This window comes from Pseudoalteromonas sp. '520P1 No. 423' (assembly GCF_001269985.1).
Lineage (GTDB): Bacteria > Pseudomonadota > Gammaproteobacteria > Enterobacterales > Alteromonadaceae > Pseudoalteromonas.
The window spans coordinates 3,358,396-3,378,138 of sequence record NZ_BBZB01000001.1; the positions used below are offsets into that span (position 1 = coordinate 3,358,396).

Consider the following 19,743-nt stretch of genomic DNA (forward strand, 5'->3'; position numbering starts at 1 on the left):
TATTCAGTCTCAAGAGTTTTGCGGTTATAAATTGGATATTGCATGCTAATGTCACTTTAATATATTTAGGACACACCATGAAACTGGTTAAAACCCTTGGTTTTATCGCTTTATGCACAGTTAATACGGCTTGGGCCGCGACTGATAGTAATAAAGAAAATAATAACAGACGTATAGAAGCTGATAATACTGTTGTTACTGAGCATAAAGTTAAAATATTAGGCGAAAAAATAGCTTATAGCACAACAACTGGCACTCAACCTGTATGGAATGAGAACGGTGATGCTGTTGCAAGTCTACATTACAGCTATTACCAGAAAAAAGGTGTTAGAAATAAAGCAAAACGCCCTCTTCTTATTTCATTTAATGGTGGTCCAGGTTCAGCATCTGTATGGATGCATATCGCTTATACGGGTCCACGTGTATTAAATATCGATAATGAAGGTTATCCTTTACAGCCGTATGGTGTGCAAGATAATCCATTTTCTGTATTAGACATTGCAGATATCCTATATGTAAATCCTGTAAATACTGGGTTTTCTCGTGTTTTAGAAAATGAAAAAGGCGAACTACCTTCAAAAGCGAAACAAAAAGAAATGTTTTTTGGGGTTAACGCTGACGTTAAATATTTAGCACAATGGGTGAATACTTTTGTTAGTCGCCATGACCGTTGGTTATCTCCTAAATTTTTAATAGGTGAAAGCTACGGTACAACACGCGTTTCTGGTTTAGCACTAGAATTACAAAATAGACAATGGATGTACTTAAACGGTGTTGTTTTAGTATCACCAACTGATATTGGTATTAAACGTGATGGACCTGTTAAAGCGGCTAATCGCCTACCTTACTTCACCGCTGCAGCTTGGTACCACAAAGCATTATCAAATGACTTACAACAGCAAGATTTAGAAGCCCTATTACCAGAAGTTGAATCATTCACAATTAATGAACTTATCCCTGCTATTTCAAAAGGTGGCTTTATTTCTGCTGAAGAAAAACAAAAGGTCATCAAAAAAATGGCGCATTACTCGGGTCTTTCTGAACAATTTGTTGCACAAAACAACTTAGATATACCAGCGTCATTTTTCTGGAAAGAACTACTTCGTGATAGAGGTGTCACATTAGGTCGTCTTGACTCTCGTTACTTAGGCATAGATAAACGTGATGCTGGCGAACGCCCTGATTACTCTGCTGAACTGACATCTTGGTTGCACTCATTTACACCTGCTATCAATTCTTATTTACGTGATGAGTTAAACTACAAAACAGATCTTAAATATAATATGTTTGGCCCTGTTCACCCTTGGGATCGCACTAAAAACAAAACAGGCGAAAACTTACGCCAAGCTATGGCACAAAATCCATACTTAAACGTGATGGTTCAAGCGGGTTACTACGACGGTGCTACTAACTACTTTGATGCTAAATATACCATGTGGCAGTTAGACCCTAGTGGTAAAATGAAAGACAGAATGAGCTTTAAAGGTTATAGAAGCGGACACATGATGTATTTACGTCGTGCAGATTTAGAAAGCTCTAATCAAGATTTAAGAGAGTTTATTCAAACAGCTTTACCTAAGAAAAGTGAATCAGCAAAATACTAGATTGATACATTTTATTCAAAAAGCCGATTTTTAAAATCGGCTTTTTTTATGTAATTAAAGAGCTTATACCAGATTCTCTTCAATTAAATTTCGACAACTGAGATAAACCCTATATAATTTCTATATAATTCACACGAAAATGCATATCGAGACACACTTCATGAGTTTAAGCTTTAAAATAACTTTTGAGTCATTATCTAGTAAGCTTAGTGAACTTCAAGCTAGAGACATTTTACAAACAAAATTAAAGTTAAGTTCTGCAGTCGCTGATAAATTCCTGCAAGGCGAAGAAGTATTTAATGCCATTAGCCAAGAAAAAGCCTTAAAGCAACAAAAGGTATTCGCAACGATGGGCATCAATGTCAATATTGTTGATATTACAGCTAAAGTAAGTTCTGTAGGTGTAAAGCAAAATAATCAAAGTTTATCTATCAGCCAAGCTGAAAAAGACGCAAAAATAATGAGCGCACTTGATTACATCACAACAAGCCTTATTAGATTAGAAGAAAAGGTAGATGAACTTTCTCAAAATACATCAGCACAATTACCCTCTTTAGATGATGATAATGACTTATTAGAGTCTCCAGAACCTTTGGAGTTTGATGAAGATTTTGACTCCCCTATAAAAAAAGGCCCTAACCGCCTATTTTTGGCGATTACTTCCTCAATTTTTGTACTCTTACTAATCGCGCTTGGCATTAGTTTAGCTTACCCTGATTTATTAAAGTTTTAAGTGACTCAGCCTTGAAAAGATCAGAAATTAGAGATTTAGTTCGAAAAAAACGCAATTCATTATCACTTAAAGAACAAAAAATTGCCGCGAACTCCATTAAAGTGAATTTATCTCAACTATTAAACAGCTATAATAACGCTAAAATAGCACTCTACTTAAGTAATGACGGCGAGCTAAAAACATCGAAATTAATAGATAAATTACAACAAGGTAACCATGAAATATATCTACCTGTAATTCATCCTTTTACACCCGGAAATTTACTATTTCAGAAGTATGAGAAAAACTCACCCATGAAAGCTAATCGCTATGGTATCTTTGAACCCGAATTAAATTGCAGTCATGTTTGTCCTGTAAATGAGTTGGATATTATATTTACGCCGCTCGTGGCGTTTGATGATTCAGGTAACCGATTAGGTATGGGTGGTGGGTTTTATGACCGCACACTCGCTAGGTATTATACAGAAGGTTGGCAAAAACCTTTATTAATTGGCATTGCACATAATTGTCAAAAGGTAGAGTCATTGCCAATTGAAAGTTGGGATATCCCACTAAAAACCATCGTAACCCCTGAAAAAATCTACCGCTGGTAGCTTAATAGTTAGTATAATGCCGAAGCAAAAAATACCGTTCTTAGATTATAAACTCTGAAGTATATTTAAAAAATACTTTAAAGCCGGAGACACACATGACGCAAGATGAAATGAAAAAAGCTGCAGCTTGGGCTGCACTAGAATATGTTGAAGAAAACAGCATTGTTGGTGTAGGTACGGGTTCAACCGTAAATCACTTTATTGATGCGTTAGGCACAGTGAAAGATACACTTATTGGTGCGGTATCAAGTTCAGAAGCTTCAACTGAAAAGCTAAAAGCACTGGGTATCGAAATTTTTGATTTAAATAGCGTTGATAATCTAAGTGTTTATGTAGATGGCGCAGATGAAATTAATCATCAAAAAGATATGATCAAAGGTGGTGGCGCAGCATTAACAAGAGAAAAAATTGTCGCTGCAGTTGCTAAAAAGTTCGTGTGTATTGTAGATAGCACAAAACAAGTTGAAGTAATGGGTGATTTTCCATTACCTGTTGAAGTGATCCCTATGGCTCGCAGCTATGTTGCACGTGAACTCGTTAAGCTAGGTGGTGATCCGACCTACCGTACAGGTGTGATTACAGATAACGGCAATGTTATTTTAGACGTATACAATTTACAGATTACTGATGCTAAAGCATTAGAAGAAAAAATAAACCAGATTGTTGGTGTAGTTACAAACGGCTTATTTGCACAACGCGGTGCAGATATTGTTATTGTTGGCACACCTGACGGTCCACAAACAATTAAATAATTGATTAATAGGCTCAGGCAATGAACAAAATATCTTTGGCAAAAGAAAAAATTAAAATTCTATTATTAGAGGGTCTACACCAAAGCGCTGTAGAAACACTAAAACGCAATGGTTACACTCATATTGAATATGTCAAAACGTCATTGCCTGAAGCTGAACTGATTGAAAAAATAAAAGATGTTCATTTTGTTGGTATACGCTCTCGTACTCACCTTACATCAGATGTATTAGGTGCAGCCGAAAAATTAATTGGTATAGGTTGTTTTTGTATTGGTACTAATCAAGTTGATTTACTTGATGCACAAAAACGCGGTATTGCCGTTTTTAATGCACCATTTTCAAATACTCGTTCAGTAGCTGAGTTAGTATTGGGTCAAATGATCATGTTACTTCGTGGCATTCCAAAAAGAAACGCGATGGCACATCGCGGAGAGTGGTTCAAATCTGCAGTTGGTTCTTATGAAGCGCGTGGTAAAACCTTAGGAATTATCGGTTATGGCCACATTGGTACGCAATTAGGGATCATGGCTGAACATATTGGTATGGATGTGCAATTTTATGATATCGAAGATAAATTAACCTTAGGTAATACAAATCAAGTTCATAGCTTAACAGCATTATTGCAAACTTCTGATGTGATCAGTTTACATGTGCCTGAAACGGCTCAAACTAAAAACCTGATAGGTGCAGCTGAACTTGAGGTAATGAAGCAAGGAGCGATTTTAATCAACGCTTCTCGTGGCACAGTGGTTGATATTGATGCATTAGCGCAAACTTTGTCTGAAGACAAACTTGCGGGCGCTGCAATTGACGTATTCCCTGTTGAACCTAAATCAAATGATGAAGAATTTATTTCGCCATTACGTGAGTTTGATAATGTTATTTTAACTCCGCATGTTGGTGGTTCGACACAAGAAGCACAAGAAAATATCGGTATTGAAGTTGCGGGTAAACTTGCTAAGTACTCTGATAACGGCTCTACAGTATCAGCTGTTAACTTCCCTGAGGTATCATTGCCTGAACTTCAAGGTCGTAGTCGCTTATTACATATTCATCAAAATCACCCAGGTGTATTAACTCAAATTAACCAAGCCTTTGCACAGCATGGTATTAATATCGCTGCACAATATCTGCAAACAGATGATAATATCGGTTATGTTGTAATTGATGTAAATACTGAGCATTCTGATGTTGCATTAAAAGAGTTACGCGCAATCGAAGGCACAATTAAAGCGCGTATCCTTCACTAGACATATCTATTACAAAAAATATTGATTTAGCCATGCAACCGCATGGCTTTTTTGATGTGAAATACGCGTTGCATTTATAAAAATTTAGAGGCAAGAGCGGTGTTAACAAAAATTATCATTACTATTTTAATCATAGTATCTGTTATGTTTTATCTTAGAAAAAAGAATCAAACATCTTCCAAATCAAAACACATAAAAACAGGTGTTCCTTCACAAGTTAAATACCTGACTTTTGGATTTGCCGCTTTATCATTATGCCTCAGTGCAGCCTATATATTTATGCAATGGAAAGATGATAATAAAGTGGTTAACGTTCTATCATTTCACCTACTTCGACCAATGAACAATCTTATCTTGTTAGAAAAAAGATATCTCTGTAAACGAAATCAAAACATTAGACGGCATAACTATTAGGCTATCAAACCAGGAGCGCATTGAAATTACTGGCGCTATAAATTAAGGCTGCGTCCTTTTCTAGAACCCAATACAGATACAGCTCTGATCGCCTTTATGTTTTCACTTTTTTCTTCGCCAGATAAAGCCTGCCAAACTCCTTGTTTATTTTTAAACTCGATAGGCAGATTTGGATAGAGCGTTTTAGTGCTTAACTTTCCTTCATCGACTTTAGTGGCTACAGAAGGAATACGATAAAATATATTGGCCATTTCTAACTTAGCTAATTCCTTCTTACCCACGATAGAGGCAAATCGCTGCCAATCAACTTCGCGTAACCTTTTAGCTTCATCGCTAAAGTGCTGACTACTTTTATCAAAATGCATACCTTGATAGTTATAATCTAATTCCCAGTCTGGCTTGTGCCATGCTCGCTCTGCAAAAGCTAATAATCTAGGGAAAAGCATATATTCAGCTTGTTGATCAGAGCGGATCATTTCACTCCAAAGGTGTGCTTGTATGCCTTTAAATTTAACGCCATTATTGAGGTTACTGCGGCTATCATTTGCTTGATATGATTGATTTTTAACGTCAGTCCAAATTTGAGCATGCGCAGGCAAGTTATCAGGCATAAATTCAAATACTTTTCTGCTATCAATATTACGGGCAGCCCAATGATTACCCCGCTCTTTTGGATGTGCTTCATAAGGGAAGTCAAAATAAGTTACTTCTGGTGTAGATAAAACTGTTTGCCACTCTAAATTAGCTTGATTATGCGTCACTTTATGACCTTCTTCAAATAACAGCGCCCAAGAATTTGTTTGTACGTTCTTGGGCATTTTTTCTGGACGAGTTTCTCCCATGCCATCATTCCAGCCAGCGACCTGTATTCCTTTTTTATCCAGCATATTGGCTACTTTCTCGATAAAGTAACCATTCAAAGTATGTAAACCTTTAAGTGCTTCACCCTCTCTGTTTTTCAAAGCAATACAAGCAGGTGATTTAACCCAAGCCCCAGCTGTTTCATCCGCACCTATATGATAGATGCTTAATGGCATACCTGACTTTTGATGAAGCTTTTGTACTTCAGAGATCACTTTATCAATAAAATCGTAAGTACTGTCTAAACACACATTTAATGTATTATCATTGTAATGCTGAATCGAAGCGTATTGCGTTTTATCTTCTGGCTCTGTTAGCCAATATTGCTCGGCTTTATTCTTATCTGTTGAGATATATTTTTGATATCTTGCCTGCATTGAAACCACAGCAGCGCGGCTATGCCCAGGCATATCTAAAGAAGGGATCACTTGAATATGACGATGTTTGGCATAAACTAAAATATCTAGATAATCTTGTTTAGAATAAAAACCATCTAAATGGCTATTACCTGTTACGCCAGCCCCTAATTGCGGTAAAAGACATGATTGTTCTGATAAATCAAAACAACGTTTCGCACCTATACTGGTAAGCTCTTCTAAGCCCTCTATTTCTAATCGCCAGCCTTCATCATCTGCCAAATGTAAGTGTAACTTATTGAGCTTATATGCAGCCATTTGATCTAAGGTTTTTAAAATAAAAGCTTTAGAGCGAAAATTTCGAGCTACATCTATATGAAGCCCTCTAAAATCATATCTAGGCGTATCTTCAATCGTTAAAAAAGGAATAGTTAAATTATCAGTTGATACCAAGCCCGAGACTGACATCAAACCATAAAATATACCAGTTGGATCTGATGCAGTTATTTCAATGCCTTCTTTATTAGCACTTAATTGATATCCTTCAGGATCCAATTTTAAGGATTTATTTACACTGAGTTTAATTGCCACGCCTTTTTTATTTTGTGGTATGCCTAAAAAACTCAACCTTGAGATTGCTGCTTGTATATCAGAATCACTTAAACCAGTTAAAGTAAAGTTAACTCCTAAAGATAAATCTAAAACAGCCAAACTTACATCTACTTGCAAATTTTTTGGTTTCGGTATTAATTGTGCGCTTATATCTATATTTTCATGTATTTCAGGTGTTGATTGATATAAAGCCTGACTACTGGCCCAAACAGTTTTATCATTTTTAGATAATTTAAATTGCGTTGCCTTATCCGTAAAAGGCAATAAATAAGGTTGGGTTTCTAATCCTGAATCAGGTTCAATGCCTGTTTTTGTACTTTCAATAATTTTGGCTTCTAACCCTTTATAATTGGCGATAAAGTTTGGCATAAACTCTGAACGAGAGATTTGAGAGCCTGAACTATAAAAAGTCACTTCCTGAGTATCATCTGATTTAAAACCATTAAATAAAAGTGTTGGCACTAACTTTTGTAAATCTCCATTTATATGAATAATATCAAAATATTGCGATTCATCGGATATAACCGGTGTTAGCTGACTAAAATAAATCTCCCAATTGTTATCTTTTAAATCATAAGGAAGCGTTATTTCAATTTTTGAGTAATAACATTGTTTTAATTCATTAGGACATGATTTTGGTAAAGAGTTTAATAGCCCATATTTTACCTCCACAGAATTTGAAAAGTCATTTAGGTTTTGCTGAGTAAATGAAGTTGTTTTTTCTATTCCTTGACATCCAACCAATAAACAAAATAAAGCTAACATACTAAAATAACGCATCATTCTTCCTTCTACTTTTCATCGATAAATATTTTGTAAGCACCTAATAAAGCGGCATGCTCTAATTCACTTTGCACAACTTGTATATTTTTAAATAAAGTAGGATGTACCAAACCTTTTAAAGTTTGCATCATTGAATTGTGAAAAAGTTTAAAACTTTTGCTTACCGAGCCACCTAAAACGACTTTATCCGGATCAAAAGAAAGAATGACTTGATGTAATGCAGCCCCAACATGGCAACCAAGCTGTTTAAATATTTCCATTGTTTTATCACATCCTTCACTTGCTTTTATAAAAGCCTGAGCGCCAGAAGTATTAAAATAATTGGTAAACAATTTACCAGAACAATAATCTTCAATCGTTGCATCTAAATAAGGAAAGCTACCAAGCTCACCTGCAGCGCTATAATTTCCGGTATATAGCTTGCCGTTTAATATCAATCCAGCACCTAAACCTGTACCCATACATACACCTATAATGTTGTTACACTGCTTCCCTAAACCATAATGATATTCACCAACAGCAAAACAATTTGCATCATTATTAACAATAACAGGGATCTTAAACTGACTTTCCAATAGCGATTTAATTTCAATATTCTGCCATGCTGGAATATTGACCGTTTCTAGAACTTTACCTGATGACATATCAACCAGACTAGGTACCCCGATAGAAATGCCATTTACCTCATTAGTTACAAAGGGCGTTATTGCATTAAACAAAAATTGATTAAACTCAGATAATGATACAAGTGAGGGTACTTTATAAGTTTGTTGGTTTGTAATATCACCATTAGATACATGTGCCAAACTTAATTTAGTACCACCAAGATCAATACATAAAACTTTACTATCCACTTTAACTCCAAATAAGACTTTACTACTTACACTGTTTGAATTTTCTTTGATTTCGAAAACTGAATTCTTTGATTTTTTACTAATGGGTTAGCCCAAATCCCCACACTAAAAATATAAATGAGTGGTACTAAAATAATTAACATACCTATCCTTAAACTATCAAAAGATTCGGCTAATAAACCAATTACTGGGGAAGCAATCGCACCACCTAAAATACCTGTACATAATATGCCCGAAAATGAACCATGATCTTTTGGTAAAGAATTAAGTGCTAATGAAAATAACACTGACCACATAATAGATAAAAAGAAGCCAATTGCAGGAAAAGCAATGACGCAAATTTCAGCACTTCCAAATAAAGCACCACTAAAACTCAGCATTGCCAACAAACTAAATGCAATTAGCAGATGTTTGGCATCAAAAACTTTTAATAAAACTAAGCCTAATAAACAGCCAAAAGTTAGTGCAAGCCAGAAATCACTGACGACAGCGGCGCCAATAGTATTAGGCTCTAAACCGTGATATTGCTGTAAAAATAGTGAAATTGAATTTGCAATACCTTGTTCTACCGCGACATAACATACAATCGCAAAGAAAAATTTAATGACGATTGGTTGCTTAAGTAATTGAGGATAAACTTGCAATGGAGCTGTCACTTCGTCTTGTGTTTTTTTAACATTTTGAATTGGGATAGATAACACAATAATGATCATCAATAACGAAATAGCAGCAAAAACCCAGTACATAGATAACCACATCATATTGCTAGGAACTAAAGCATTAAAAATATTTCCTAGCACTGTCTGTTGCGACATTTCTTGTATCACATTTGAATATACTAAAGGTGTTACAACACCTGCTAAACCAAATAGTAATTGTGCTGATACGGATAAAAATGCAAAGTTTTCACTGCCTCCACTGGCTCTTAATAAAGGATTGATAGCAACTTGTAGCATAGACATAGCACAACCAATTAAAAATAGAGAACACATTGCGATTGAAAAGCTTGGAAGAAAGGAAAATAAACTAGCACCTAAAAAACTTAAAATAAAAGCACTTAAAATAACGCGCTTTTCACCAAATTTATGTACCAACATCCCCGAAGGTACCGACATCAACCCATAAGAAATAAAAAAAGAAAAAGGAAAGAAACCCGCTAAAACAAAACCAATGTCAAAACTTTCTATAAATGCAGGAAAAATAGGTCCTAAGATATTTGTTATAAATGAGATAACAAAAAAGGTTAATAAAACCAAAATAACGACTACTTTATTTTTATTCATGATTTTCTCTCGGTTTTTTTAAATTAAATAACCTGAGCTTTAGTTTATTTAACTAAAGCTCAGATTTAACAAAGAGAAAAACTATATATGCACTGGGCAGAACATATATGAGGGGATTAACCAAACAACTAAATATATAAAATGTCTGGATACCGTTAATCTCTATTTTAAATATTGCACGCAAATATCATTAAAAGAGATACTAACCAATTCAATAGCCATACTTTTCTATCACCATCGATTTACTTATGTAAACTACTAGTTAAAATAAGAGTTGTAATTTGATAGAAAAATACTAATAAAAGCCAAAATAGTATCACTATTTACGCTAAATACTCTGCACACTAAGGATGTTATTTCCAAAATAACAAAAAATAAACATTACTTAAAAATAACTATCGATATCTAGGGGAATGGAATAAATGAATACGAACATAAAGACAGCGCTGTCAGGGAGCGTTTCTTTCAAAAAATCAGCTCTATCACTAAGCATAGCCGCAAGCTTATTATCATTTAGTGCTATTGCTGAAGAAAAGCAGGGTGTAAAGAATGAAAACCTTGAAGTAATAGAAGTAAGAGGTATTCGTGCCTCTACAGAAAAAAGCTTAAATACTAAACGTTTTGCAAATGGTGTTTCTGACTCAATTACTGCAGAAGATATAGGTAAACTACCAGATATTACAATTGCAGATTCATTGCAACGTGTCCCAGGGATTCAAATTCGTCGCTCTGCTGGTGAAGGTGCAACTATCAATGTACGTGGTATGCCTCAAGTTGGTACTTTACTCAATGGCGAACAATTCTTAAGCGCAGGTTCAATCACAACAACTCAACCAGACTTTACTGATATTCCTTCTTCATTAGTATCAGGTATGGATGTATTAAAATCACCTACATCAGATATTTTAGCAGGCGGTATTTCAGGAACTGTTAACTTAAAAACAAGACGTCCATTTGATTTAAGTGAAGGATTTACTGTTGCCGGTTCAGCAGAAGCAACAACAGGCTCTTTTTCAGAAGAAAATGATGGCAAATACACAGGTTTTGTTGGCTATAATGGCGATGAAATAGGTGCCTTATTCTCAGTTTCATATGATAAAAATAACTTAGCAAACTACCGTTATGGTGCACCTCATGAAGGCTGGGCTTTAGCTTATGGTGAAGGCGATGGTTGTGCTTGGCCCTGTGCGTCAAATGCTACCGATGTAAATGGTGATGGTGATACTAACGATAGTTATTTTGGATTTGTTGATTACGGTATTATGAACCGCTTTTCTGAACGTGAGCGTTTGGGTTTAAGCTCTAGTTTTCAAGCGACACTATCGGAGTCACTCGAACTCACAGCTGATGTATTTTATACAGAAATGGAAGATGCTGATCGTAGTCAAGGTTTAGTTGCTGATAATGCCTGGTCTGATTATGGTTGGATAAAACCTCAAAACCCTGTAGAGCGTGGTCCTAACGACTTTGGTGGTTCTTTATATACATCTGATGTTGTAATGCTAGATGCACCACGTATAAATGCTTACTCTGAAAGTCAAACGAATGATAGAAACTCACTCAATATTAACTTAGGTTTAGCATTTGATAATGGTGGAGACTTTTCAGGTTCAGTACGTTACTTACATGGTGAAGCAGAAAGGACACATACAGAAAATGTTGCCCAAGGTTATTTAACAAGTGGCGCACAGCATGGACTAAGTCGTAATGATGGTTCTGGTGCTGAGCCTGTAAACCCTAGAGGTTACGGTCCTGAACGCCCACAAGTAACATACGATATTACAGGCGCTCACCCATCATTATCATTCCCAAGTATAAATGGTGAAGCATTTGGTTCTGATTTAAGCCGTTACAATTTAGTATCAACTTATTCAGAAAACAACTTTGAAGAGGATGCTACACTCGATGTATTACGCTTTGATGGTAATTACAGTTTAGAAGGTGACCATTTATCATCAGTTGATTTTGGAGTTCGTTGGGGCAAACGTGATGTAGAACGTGATACTTGGATCATGGTTGCACCGATGACAACAGGGGATATTACAAGAGATGTAATGTGGAAAGACTCAGGTGGTGCATTAGGTGATACCAATGGTGATGGTGAATTAAGTGTTGCAAATGGTGACTTAACATTAGGCTCTACACAATATTTCACTGATTTACCTAGCGAATGGATCACACAAACAAATGATTTTGGACCTGCAAGTTCTGGCAGCTATTACTTTATCGACCCTAAAGTAATGGATGATCCTTGGGCATTCCAAAATGCAATTTATCCAAATAACAAAAAGCTATCAAGCCCTAAAGATTCTTATCAAGTAACAGAAGAAACTCAAACTGCTTATTTTAAAGCTAACTTTAATGGAGATGATTATCGCGCAAATGTTGGTTTCCAATACATCAAAACTAATTTAGATATTCTACAAAATGAGCTTGGTGCATCACCTTGTGTGCTTTGTACTGCTGATGGTGATGATGGTGATATAAGAACTGAGCGAGACTATTCTGACTTCTTACCAGCTGCAAATATTGCTTTTGACTTAACTGATGAGTTTATTGTACGTGCCGCATACGGTAAAACAATGACACGTTTAGATTTGGGTCGTTTAGGTCGAGGTTTATCTGTGGGGCGCAGTCGTGCAGGTGATCGTGCTGATGAGCTTGGCGTATCGCCAGATCTTCAAGTTGCAGTTACTGGTGCGCTAAACGGTAATCCACAACTTGATCCATGGCGTTCAACTAATATGGATATCGGTGCCGAATGGTACTTCGCTCCAAGTGGTTTAGTTTCTGTCGCTGTATTTAGCATGGAAATCGATTCATTTATTGAAACTGGCTCTCAAATGATGGGCTTACCAGATGGTGATGGCGTAGTGCGTCGAGAAGTTGTCGTTACTGGTGAAGTAAATGGTAATGGTGGTACGATTTCAGGTGTTGAATTTTCTTATCAGCAAGGGTTCGATTTCTTACCCGGCTTCTTAAGTGGGTTTGGTGCACAATTAAATTATACATATGCACCAAGTGAAAGTGGTAATGAAGACTTTGCAGGTAAAACCTTACCTATCGTTGATAACTCAAAAGAGTCAGGAAACGCTGTTTTATGGTATGAAAAATCAGGCTTCCAATTCCGTATCGCAGCTAACTATCGTAGTGAACGCCTAGCTGAAAATAGTAATGTATTTGGTATTGGCACGCTTCCTATCTGGACTGAAGCAACAACGTACATCGACCTTTCTGCAAGTTACGACATTAATGAAAATATAAGTGTTTATGCATCTGGTAGTAATATGACAGAGGAATATGAAAACAACTATTCTCAGTGGTCGGGTAATACTATTTCACAAAATATTTATGAACGTCGTATGACTTTAGGTATTAGAGGTCGTTTATAAACCTCTAATAAATGACTTAAAGTAGAACAAAAGTCGTATATAAAAACAATAAAGCCTCTATACACTCTATGGAGGCTTTTTAGGTAATTATTACGTGAGACTGTCATGCAAAATAAAAAAATAATCGTACTTGGTGGAGGTACTGCTGGTTGGATGTCAGCTTTGATATTCGCCCATGCCTGGATAAAAAAAGAATTTGAGATCACCTTAATCGAGTCAAAAGATATTCCTGTCATAGGTGTTGGCGAAGGTTCTACACCTGCATTAAAAACATTTTTTAAAAAACTCAATATTGCAGAATCCGAGTGGATGGGGCAATGTAATGCGACATATAAAACTGGTATTACATTTAATAATTGGTCAACCAAACCGGGATTTGAAAGTTACTTTCATCCTTTTCCTTCACAATTAGATGATAAATTTACTTCTGCTTTTTATTTCAATACACAAATGAGACGAAAAGGTTCTGATGTAGTAGCCCACCCTAATGATTTCTTTTTTGCCCATTATTTAGCTAAAAATAATTTAGCTCCCATTGCAGATTATAATTTTCCTTTCGAAACTGAATATGGCTACCACTTTGATTCTCACTTACTAGGTCAATTTTTAAAAAATAAAGCGCTCGCAATGGGAGTTAAATATCAACAAAGCAAGATTAGCAGCGCTGAATTAAAACCTGATGGCAATATCAAACATCTCATATCAGAAGATAGCCAAATTTTTCAAGCTGATTTTTTTATTGATTGTTCTGGTTTTAATGCAACATTAATAGACAAAACGCTAAAAGTACCTTTTGTTGATTATAGTAACTTACTTTTTAATAATGCAGGAGTTGCTATTAGTACTCCTAAACAAACCATTTTGAAATCTGAGACAACTTCTAGCGCGTTAAAAAATGGCTGGGCTTGGAAAATACCTTTAACTAATAGAACTGGTAATGGCTATGTATATAGCACTGATTTTTGTAGTCCCGATTTAGCAGAAACCGAACTCAGGTCACAATTAAATTTATTAGATTCAGATGTTGAGGCAAAACATTTAAAAATGAAAGTAGGTAGACGTGAGAGTCATTGGTATAAGAATTGTCTTTGTATTGGTTTATCTCAAGGTTTCATAGAACCATTGGAAGCAACTGCATTATTTTTAGTTCAACAAACGGCTGCCATTTTTGTCGACGAATTCGAAAAAGGTCAGTTTACACCTAAGAATCAAATCATTTTCAATGCAAATATAAATCAATATTTTGATGGGATCAGAGATTATATAGTCACTCATTACAAAACTAATTCCCGCAAAGATACGCAATATTGGCGAGAGAATGCAGCAAACCCTCACCTAATTTCCGACTCATTGAAAAACATATACTCCTGCTGGGGAAAAGGTGAGAATTTAACCGCTCAATTGAATCGTCAGAATGTAGATAAATATTATACAAGTATGTCATGGCACTGTTTATTATCTGGCATGGGTTTATTTCCTGACTCAACTACATTACAGCGCCCTCAACCTCATGAAGTTCAGATAAGAATGGATTCAATTAAATCGTTTTATTCTAGATGTGCTTTGAACTACAAAACTCAAAATGAGTTTTTAGAAAAAAGATAAATGGATTTATTTTTATGAAACCTATGTGTGAAAAAGTACTACCAAGTAGCAATTGCTCTTGGCGTTTTGTTAAATACACTATGCCAAATATAGATTTTAATTGGCACTACCATCCAGAATATGAAATTTGCCTTACTTTAAATAGTAAAGGGATCAGGTATGTCGGTGACAATATCGCATCATACCGCGAAGCTGACTTAGTGCTTGTTGGCCCTAACTTACCCCACACTTGGCACTCTAAAAAAAATCTAGATAAAACGGAGCAAATTGTTTATGTAGCTCAAATCCCTTTAAAATGGATGGATAGTATTATAGATGACAATGTTGAGTTAAATATACTTAAAGAAATGTTTAAATTATCTCATAGAGGCATAGAGTTTAGTCATCAATCAGCAATAGAAGCAATTGCGCTATTTAAAAAAATGCCAGATGCTTCACCTTTATCACGATATGTTTTACTTGTTCAGTTATTAGATTTAATGTGTGTAGATCAGCAAACTAAACTATTATCTAGTAGTCAATATAGTTACGGTTCAAAAGGTCGGAGTGAGATTGATAAATTAGATAAGGTTATCAAATATATTCAAGATAATTACACTGTGCAGATTTATGCTGAAGATTTAGCTGAAATGGTTCATATGAGTACCAATCATTTTCATCGTTTCTTCAAAAAACGCACTGAGCGTACATTAACTGAGTTTATTAATCAGTTAAAAATTGGTCAAGCATGTAAACTACTCATTAGTTCCAACTTACCTATATCCGTGATCAGCGATCAATGTGGTTTCAATAATATATCAAATTTTAATAGACGTTTTTTAAAAATGAAGGGCTATACACCAAGTCGCTTTAGAAACAATATAAAAGCACCTTCAATTGATTAGCACAGCAGCTTTTTAAAAGATACTGTGCTTTAAAGATTAAACATTACTAATCTCTAATCTACTTTCCTATTATTTTGCAGCTACTGTTAAATTGAAAAACTTCGCCATTTCTTCAGGTGAGGCCAGTTTTTGTAACGTTTCTGGTTTTTGAAAGTCTGCAACGCTCATATTATCAGGCACTGCAATGGAAATATTTAAAAAGCCTAAGTTATCTATAAAAGTTGTTAACCCCTCTTTTAATACTTGAGGTGCTGGTGAAAATGATAGCTGTTGCTTTATCATTTCTTGTAATTGCACTAATTCCATTTTCTGAGCAGAAGCTAACTGAGTCAAAGCTGACTCTAACTTACATAGATTAGTAATTTCAAAGCTCACAGTTTCAGGTTTTACACCCTGAATAACATTCATAAGTTGTGTTTGTTGTTGGAATTGCTGCTCTAGTGTTTGCTCTTTTCCTGACAAAACTAGAGCTCTATGCTGTTCATTCATCTTCACTGATAAATCAAACAATTCTTTTACATTAGCAAGCGATAAATCAAACTTAAAACCAGCAACACCTGATGATTGTATTTCATTTTTAAAATCAGCATGATTATTACTTTCGTCATATTTCATACTAGACAGTAAGTTGATCTTTGAGTTTATAAACTCATCAGCAACCCCTTGTGGTAACTGTTGCTTTACTGCATCTGAAATGACTAATTCTTTTAAATTAAATTCGGCATAATCTGTTATTTTTTGAGGATCATAACCAATAACTTTAACTGATTTCACATCCGCAAAATGACTACCATCTGGGGCGGCCAACTTAATTTTTTCAATTAAAAATGATTTTTCTAATACATTCACTGATACATCTTGATAATCTATCTTAACCCCTAACTCAGAATTTATCATCGCAAGTTGCTTATCAACCTCAGCTTTTGCATCTAGCATTAATGCATAATTTGCGTAGCTAATGCCACCTGCGATGGCAGCCACAACAGCAGTACCAATTAATAGTTTTTTCATTTTCTCTCCATAGATGACAGATATACTGCTTCAGTAAAATTTTTACTAAAGTGAATATAAACGGAATTGATTGATAAGTCATATAATTAGATATTTTAAGGCATATTTTTTGCTTGGTTAATATTTTTATGACTATTTACCGCTTTTTAAATGTATTATTAGTTTTAACGACAATTAATTGCCGCTATTATAATAATTAATAACAATAAACTTACTTTATATAGATGACGGAACCCTTTATATGGCTGATGATGTCCTGCTTAAACATCAAGATTTAATCCAAGACCTTAAATCTGATTTAGGCAAAACAAAATTTGATACTGTTTTTAAAAAGAAAACAGCTCAGCTATCTAAGCCTGATCAATTTCTATTAAAAATGGAAATGACTCGCCTTTCGCAACCTGTTGCACGATTTATTGATTTAAGAGGTCAAGTTACAGGTGAAGTTAGACCTTATGAATATAAAGATAAACAGCACTTTATGGATAATTTGGCCATTGAAGTGTTTGAAAAAGCAATAAAACAACACGGTGATTATACATTAGCTGTATATGAAGCAGTGACCAATACAGAAAATAACCATAAGGTACTACAAAAAAAAGCCAAGCAACAAGCTTTGACTAAACCTAAAGTGACTGAGGAACAATCAACTGATACTCTTTGTCACATGGTAAAGTTCGCCTCATACGATACTCGTATTGAAGAGCGAATGAACTATGCGATAAAAATTAAAATCCAATTATCACCATCTGATTCAATTGAAGCGAGTACATCAGATATTTCTGTCAGCGGATGTAAAGTAAAAATGCCTGTCAGATATCAGTTTAAACGTGAACAAAAAATAAAAATGCGTTTAATTGGTTTAGAACAAGATTTTGAATTGGGCTTAAAAGATGGTGTTGAATATGAGGTAGTTGCAGTAGAGGCCATCAATGATGATACAAATCATATTAGAATGAAACGCACTTTCACTGAAAACAGCGCAAGTTTTGATGATTTTTTAAGAAGTTTTATTCATGGCAATAAACGCCGTTATAAAGTGAATTTAGACAATACCTTAGACGCAGTTATTGTTAAGGGTTATGAGCAATATTATTTGCCACGGGTCACATCTTTACCGGTTTTTTTCAGTGAAAGTGATCATACATTAGTACCAAGTTTACTTCTAAGTAATGAAAATAACATAGATACAATAAGATACTTTAATGATGAAAATAAAAACTTTATTTTAAGCAGTATTTTACATAAAGCTAGGCTGGCCGAAATTTTATCTCAACCGGGGCACGTTAAAGAAGGTTTATTTTATTGCTTTACTCATATTTCTGCTGAAAAAATTTATTATTATTCAGCCACTGATTATGAGCTATTAAAAACTCCAGCATTAAAGAACCTATTTTTAGGTTTTGGTAGTAGCAAATTAAGTTGGCGTACTTTTAAAATCCAAATTATGCCAACGCATACTGATGATGCCTTTATTCCATTATCACTACCAGAAACTGCCGATTCTGAAATTGCAAAATTAAACAAACCACCCTCGCCTCGCGTGCAAGGTGTGATTAAAGATATAAAATACTTGGCTTTATTAACTGATATTACAACAAAGCAATCACAAGCTGAGTATCAAAAAAATAAGTTTAATAAAGATCAAGCAAACGCTTTAAAGCAATTTGGGCATGCTAAACAAGCTAGCTATCCTAATATTGATGTTGTTTCTTTAGAATATGTCAATTTAAGATCTGAAACTCGTTATTTGTACAAAACTGCCGTTATTTTAGAACAAGAAGATAAGGGTCAAGTAACAGGCTCAACCAGAGATTTCTCAGAAAGTGGTTTACAAATTGAACTGACTAAACCAACTGAATATATCGCTAGTGATCTATTATTGATGGCACTACCAGACCTACAAAAAATCACTAAAAAACATGACTTAAATAATTTACCTTATGAGGTCATGGCGGTTAGTAAAACTAAAACCATCATTAACTTACGAAGCTATCGCCCGACACTTGAAAGCGAACATATTGGTACAACATTTTTCACTCAATTAATTTCTCATAATAAATCTAAATTAAAAGCATCGGAAGAATCACCTAAGATACCAGGCCTATCAACTGCATTAAGAAATATGCAAACTAAAGCTGTGTGCCAATTCCCATTCTATATCCATAAATTAGGACCTAGTTATTCAGTCGGCGCAATTGGTCATGGCTTATATGCGAGTCCATTACATTTAATTTTAAGTCAATTTGGTTTACTTGATTCACATTTTAATATTGAAAGTATTTTTCCAAGCCATGTAATCAATGACTTACTTATGCCTAAATTAAGAGATATGAAGCGCCAAGACAAGCCATTTCAATTAGAATTATATTTGCGCTTTAATCCTGCCGCAAAAGATATTAAATCAGCAATCATTATTGATTATATACCGTTAGATACCAATGAAATTAATAAAAAAAGCTTTGTAACCGCTTGCATTAAACGAGAGTTGTTTTTTGGTTTTAGAGTATATATTTCAAGAACTGGTCGTCCTGATACCGATTATTTATCAAAAGAATTAAGCTATATCACACAGTATGCCCTGCACAAAGCAAAAGTTTTAGAGAATGAGCTGTGGTCAGTTGTTGGTGTGGGTGAAATGTTAGATATTTCTAATGAGTTAATGCAAAGGTTTAATATTGAAGCCAGTTTAGTTTCAGCCATGCAACAAAGAAAAAAACAATGGTTACAAAGAATAAGCTAAAGTTAACTAAACT

General features: G+C 34.9%; 13 protein-coding genes. 9 read left to right on the forward strand and 4 right to left on the reverse strand.

The genetic code is table 11. The annotated features are described in order from the left end of the window. The first annotated feature begins 77 nt into the window (after positions 1 to 77). The 5 genes from PSA_RS15380 (at position 78) to serA (ending at position 4,932) form a co-directional block, all read left to right on the forward strand. Positions 78 to 1,604 carry a S10 family peptidase gene (locus PSA_RS15380; RefSeq protein WP_042142669.1) on the forward strand — a complete coding sequence of 509 codons (1,527 nt, stop codon included), beginning with the start codon at positions 78 to 80 and terminating at the stop codon, positions 1,602 to 1,604. Between the two features lie 160 nt (positions 1,605 to 1,764). Beyond that, positions 1,765 to 2,337, forward strand: coding sequence for a hypothetical protein (locus PSA_RS15385; protein ID WP_042142672.1), 573 nt, complete (start codon positions 1,765 to 1,767; stop codon positions 2,335 to 2,337). 11 nt (positions 2,338 to 2,348) lie between these two features. Beyond that, positions 2,349 to 2,930 carry a 5-formyltetrahydrofolate cyclo-ligase gene (locus PSA_RS15390; protein ID WP_082305748.1) on the forward strand — a complete coding sequence of 194 codons (582 nt, stop codon included), beginning with the start codon at positions 2,349 to 2,351 and terminating at the stop codon, positions 2,928 to 2,930. Between the two features lie 95 nt (positions 2,931 to 3,025). Beyond that, the gene (gene rpiA / locus PSA_RS15395; protein WP_042142677.1) at positions 3,026 to 3,682 is read left to right on the forward strand and encodes a ribose-5-phosphate isomerase RpiA; all 657 of its coding nucleotides are present in this window, start codon (positions 3,026 to 3,028) and stop codon (positions 3,680 to 3,682) included. Between the two features lie 20 nt (positions 3,683 to 3,702). Then, positions 3,703 to 4,932 (forward strand): phosphoglycerate dehydrogenase, encoded by a 1,230-nt coding sequence (gene serA, locus PSA_RS15400; RefSeq protein ID WP_042142680.1) that lies wholly within the window; start codon positions 3,703 to 3,705, stop codon positions 4,930 to 4,932. A 449-nt stretch (positions 4,933 to 5,381) separates the two neighbouring features. Here the strand turns inward: serA and PSA_RS15410 are convergent, their stop codons facing one another. The 3 genes from PSA_RS15410 to PSA_RS15420 are packed head-to-tail and all read right to left on the reverse strand — an operon-like array spanning position 5,382 to position 10,095. Continuing rightward, entirely contained in the window at positions 5,382 to 7,955 is a 2,574-nt protein-coding gene (locus PSA_RS15410) for a family 20 glycosylhydrolase (protein WP_042142685.1), read from the reverse strand. A gap of 11 nt (positions 7,956 to 7,966) precedes the next feature. Next, entirely contained in the window at positions 7,967 to 8,812 is an 846-nt protein-coding gene (locus PSA_RS15415; RefSeq protein WP_042142687.1) for an ROK family protein, read from the reverse strand. 26 nt (positions 8,813 to 8,838) lie between these two features. Further along, entirely contained in the window at positions 8,839 to 10,095 is a 1,257-nt protein-coding gene (locus PSA_RS15420; protein WP_042142689.1) for an MFS transporter, read from the reverse strand. A gap of 422 nt (positions 10,096 to 10,517) precedes the next feature. On the opposite strand from PSA_RS15420, the gene PSA_RS15425 reads away from it, so the two are divergent. The 3 genes from PSA_RS15425 to PSA_RS15435 all read left to right on the forward strand — a co-directional run bounded on the left by PSA_RS15425 (position 10,518) and on the right by PSA_RS15435 (position 15,976). Next, the gene (locus PSA_RS15425) at positions 10,518 to 13,487 is read left to right on the forward strand and encodes a TonB-dependent receptor (RefSeq protein ID WP_042142690.1); all 2,970 of its coding nucleotides are present in this window, start codon (positions 10,518 to 10,520) and stop codon (positions 13,485 to 13,487) included. A gap of 105 nt (positions 13,488 to 13,592) precedes the next feature. Continuing rightward, the gene (locus PSA_RS15430; protein ID WP_042142692.1) at positions 13,593 to 15,092 is read left to right on the forward strand and encodes a tryptophan halogenase family protein; all 1,500 of its coding nucleotides are present in this window, start codon (positions 13,593 to 13,595) and stop codon (positions 15,090 to 15,092) included. Positions 15,093 to 15,106: 14 nt separating this feature from the next. Continuing rightward, positions 15,107 to 15,976, forward strand: coding sequence for an AraC family transcriptional regulator (locus PSA_RS15435; RefSeq protein ID WP_042142694.1), 870 nt, complete (start codon positions 15,107 to 15,109; stop codon positions 15,974 to 15,976). 69 nt (positions 15,977 to 16,045) lie between these two features. Here the strand turns inward: PSA_RS15435 and PSA_RS15440 are convergent, their stop codons facing one another. Beyond that, positions 16,046 to 16,987 carry a hypothetical protein gene (locus tag PSA_RS15440; protein ID WP_042142696.1) on the reverse strand — a complete coding sequence of 314 codons (942 nt, stop codon included), beginning with the start codon at positions 16,985 to 16,987 and terminating at the stop codon, positions 16,046 to 16,048. A gap of 241 nt (positions 16,988 to 17,228) precedes the next feature. On the opposite strand from PSA_RS15440, the gene PSA_RS15445 reads away from it, so the two are divergent. Beyond that, positions 17,229 to 19,730, forward strand: a complete 2,502-nt coding sequence (locus PSA_RS15445; RefSeq protein ID WP_042142697.1) for a PilZ domain-containing protein — start codon at positions 17,229 to 17,231, stop codon at positions 19,728 to 19,730. The last annotated feature ends 13 nt before the right edge of the window (positions 19,731 to 19,743 follow it).